Raw genomic sequence first — 3,662 nt, forward strand, 5'->3', positions numbered from 1 at the left:
ACGGTTCGGGTTAAGGGTAAATCTGATTGCAGGACTGGTTAATGCGATGGGATGAATATTTTCGCAAGAGGTCTATTGAAATCGTTTTATCCGATAAGGAAGATTTCATAATAATATGAGTTAGAGCAATCACTTCCAGTTCCTCTATTTTTCCGCAGCCGGCAGCGGTGCTTGGTCGCCGGACAGGCTGCTTTCCAAAAACCGATACCCAGTACCAATAAGCGAAAGGAAGACAAAATGTCATACCGAATTTTGCAGCAGGCTGCCGAAACGCGCCGCTCCATTTATGCTTTGAATAAACAACTGCCCCTGTCGGCTGCTGAAACCGCACAAATTGTTGAGCATGCAGTCAAACATACGCCGTCATCATTTAACTCGCAATCCACCCGTGTGGTCATCCTTTTCGATACCGAACACGAGAAACTGTGGCAATTTGCCGAAAACGCCCTGCGTGCCATCGTTCCGGCCGACCGGTTCGAGCCGACTGCGCAAAAATTGGCCATGTTCAAGGCGGCTGCAGGAACCGTTTTATTTTTTGAAGACCAAAACATCATAAAAAGCCTGCAAGAACAATTCCCGGCCTATGCGGAAAACTTCCCCGTTTGGGCCGAGCATGCCGATGCCATGCACCAATACGCCGTATGGACGACCTTGTCCGCCGCAGGTGTCGGTGCAAATCTTCAGCATTACAACCCCTTAATCGACCAAGACGTTGCCCGCGAATGGAATATTCCCGCCTCGTGGACATTGTGCGCACAGCTGGTGTTCGGCGGCGTTCAAGCACCGGCGGCTGAAAAATCTTACGAACCGCTGGAGGGGCGGTTTAAAGTATTCGGCAGTTAATTCAATCGTATAAAGCAGGCCGTCTGAAAACTATTTTCAGACGGCCTGTATTTTTAATGCGTATAGGAAAGATGCCAAATATTGCCATTGGCGGAAAATGTCGCTTTGAAACATATTTGGGCAGTTTTCGAGGGTTGGTTAATAATTGTTGTAAACAAACAAAAAACATCTGCTTGAGTTCAAATAATGACGGTATAAGTGAGTTAAAGGATAAAAAAATATATATAATGGATATATTCTTAAAAAATTGTAATCAGATTTTATAAAATTCAGCTCTTTAGCAAAAAACCACTTTTGTGTTCGCTAAATTTTGAGATGCATGGATTTAAGGTGCTCATTAGGCAAATTCTAAAATTAAGTTTGGCATGAAATTTGCTTGTGAATTTACCCAATTCAATTTATTGAGAATTTGAAATATTGTGCGGCATAGATTAGAGAGTATTGGTCTGCGCATAATCTGATTTGTAAAACGTTTTAGAAAGGATAGGGTATGAATAAGGTTTATCGTACTGTTTTTAATGAAACAACAAATACATGGGTTGCGGTTGCGGAAATTGCGAAGGCTCATGGGAAATCAAGCCGAAGCGGGGTGGTGGGAACCGGCCTGCAGGCCTTGTCAACTGCTGGCTTTAAAGTGGCAACGTTGACCGCCTCCGTTGCGACGCTGTATATGATGGGCACGGCATCTGCTTATGCGTCTCCTGGTATCTATATCAATGACGGTACCGATCCTTCTTGTCAGGTTATTTCAGATAGCACGAACTGGGGTGGTTTGTATACCATTTATCGTGGCGAGAAAATTCAGTATATCAATGGTGGTTATGTGCCGGCTGGTGCTAATCCTACATTGGATTATTTCAATGTTAAACGTGCTTTTAATCCATGTTCATCTACCAGTATAGCAATAGAGCATCATAATACGCAGACCAATCGTACTTTGTTTTATGGAAAGGACGGTGCTGCGACTGATGCCGATAATGGTGCGAAGAATTTGTCGCTTGGCGGCCGGTTGGATGTGAATAGTGGCATCATTGGCGTGGGCGACTTGGGCACTAATGGCGTGGGTGCAACTTATAGCATTCGTCTGGGTAAGGGTTCAATGTTGTCGGATGAAAATAAAAATCCAACAGCAATCTCTATCGGGGTGGGCGATGATTATAATCGGTCAGGTGCTAAAGGTGCTGGTTCTATTGCTATCGGCTATAACGCATTGGCAGAGGGTGCTAACTCGTCTATTGCCATGGGTAATGGTGCAACAGCAGGACATGATCTTTCTGTTGCGATTGGTACTCTTTCAAGTACAGCAAAAGGCAAAGCGGGTACCGTTGCTCTCGGTTATGCTGCTAAAGGGCAAGATGAAAATGCAACTGCAATCGGTTATCAGGCAGAGGCTGCTAAGGGTGGTTCTGTTTTAGGACAAGCATCCAAAGCTACCGCTGAAGATACGGTAGCTTTGGGCCGTGCTTCCAAAGCTAGCTTGGCGAATGCTGTAGCTTTGGGTGTCGGCAGTACAACCGGCACTGATGCTTCCAAAGTTGAGAGTGCGACTGTTGGCAGTGTTACTTATGGTGGCGGTACTAATAAATTTGCTGGATCTGCTGGCGTAGATAAGGGTGACCAAGTGTCAATCGGCAGTGCTGGCAATGAGCGGCAAATCAAACATGTTGCTCCCGGTGAGATCAATGCAGATAGTACCGATGCCATCAATGGTAGCCAATTGTTCCATATTACTCAGGGTTTGCAAGGGCAAATTGCAGCCGCTGGTGCAAACGGCGTTCATTTCTATCATGTAAATGGCACAAGTGCTGATAATAACTATAATAACGACGGTGCAACCGGCAACAAAGCTTTGGCAGCAGGTATTAATGCGAAAGCAGCTGGAGCCAGTTCTGTTGCTGTTGGTAGTGCGGAGGTTGCAGCAAAATCTGATGTTGGTCAATCGAATTCCGAGGGCGCAGTTGCAATTGGTAATTCCGCTTATGCAGCGGGTCGTCAGGCAGTTACTCTTGGTGCTAGCCGCGCTGAAGAGGAACAGGCAGTTGCCATTGGTTCTAATGCTCGTTCTAGTGGTAGGGCTTCTACGGCCATTGGTGCAGATGCAGTAGCGTCTAAAGAAAATAGTATCTCTATTGGCTCCAGTGCCAATACTGCAGGTAATAATAGTGTGGCTATTGGTGCGAATAGTGCTACCACTTCAGCAGCAGTTGGTTCGGTTGCTTTGGGCTCCAACTCTCAGGCAACTCGAGGTGCTATTGATGCGACTAAGGTTCAGACTAATTCTGCGCCGACTGTAGCCGATAATCAGGTTTATGCACTAACATCGGCTTCTAGTACTGATCAAAGTAACATTAAGTCTACGGTAAAAGGCACGTCGGGTGCGGTATCGGTTGGTACGCAGAATGAGACCCGCCAAATCATTAATGTGGCTGCCGGTACGGAAAATACTGATGCGGTAAACGTTGCGCAGTTGAAAGCTGTGGCAAATTTTGCTACTCAAGCCGTAGCCACTACTCCGTTGACTGTAACCAACGGTAAAGTAAACCCACCGGCTGATGCCAACAAACTGGCGACAGCGGGTGATATTGCCAACGCCATCAACAACAGCGGCTTCAAAATTAATGCCGGCGGCAATGTAGAGGGTACTCCTACTGCCACTGTTGCCAAACCTGGCAGCACCCTGACGCTGAAAGCCGGTGATGGTTTGACCGTAAAACAGGATTTGGACGGTCAAGGTAACCAAAGCTACACCTACACATTAGATGCCCAAACCGTGGTGCAGAATGCCCAGACACCGGTGGTATACACCAAAGGCAACGGCG

The 3,662-nt window shown here is 46.5% G+C and carries 2 protein-coding genes; both read left to right on the plus strand.

The annotated features are described in order from the left end of the window. The first annotated feature begins 237 nt into the window (after positions 1-237). Positions 238-843: a nitroreductase family protein gene (locus tag ACTHSL_RS09010; RefSeq protein ID WP_440381142.1), complete on the plus strand. Its 606-nt coding sequence runs from the start codon at positions 238-240 to the stop codon at positions 841-843. A gap of 490 nt (positions 844-1,333) precedes the next feature. Further along, positions 1,334-3,662, plus strand: a 2,329-nt coding sequence (locus tag ACTHSL_RS09015; RefSeq protein ID WP_440381143.1) for an ESPR-type extended signal peptide-containing protein, incomplete at its 3' end; no start/stop codon positions are given.

Source organism: Neisseria sp. P0008.S010 (genome assembly GCF_051962715.1).
Taxonomy (GTDB): domain Bacteria; phylum Pseudomonadota; class Gammaproteobacteria; order Burkholderiales; family Neisseriaceae; genus Neisseria; species Neisseria elongata.

Bases quoted from the DNA above. Each gene is read 5' to 3' on its own strand.
- ACTHSL_RS09010 (WP_440381142.1), top strand. From the start codon at position 238: ATGTCATACCGAATTTTGCAGCAGGCTGCCGAAACGCGCCGCTCCATT.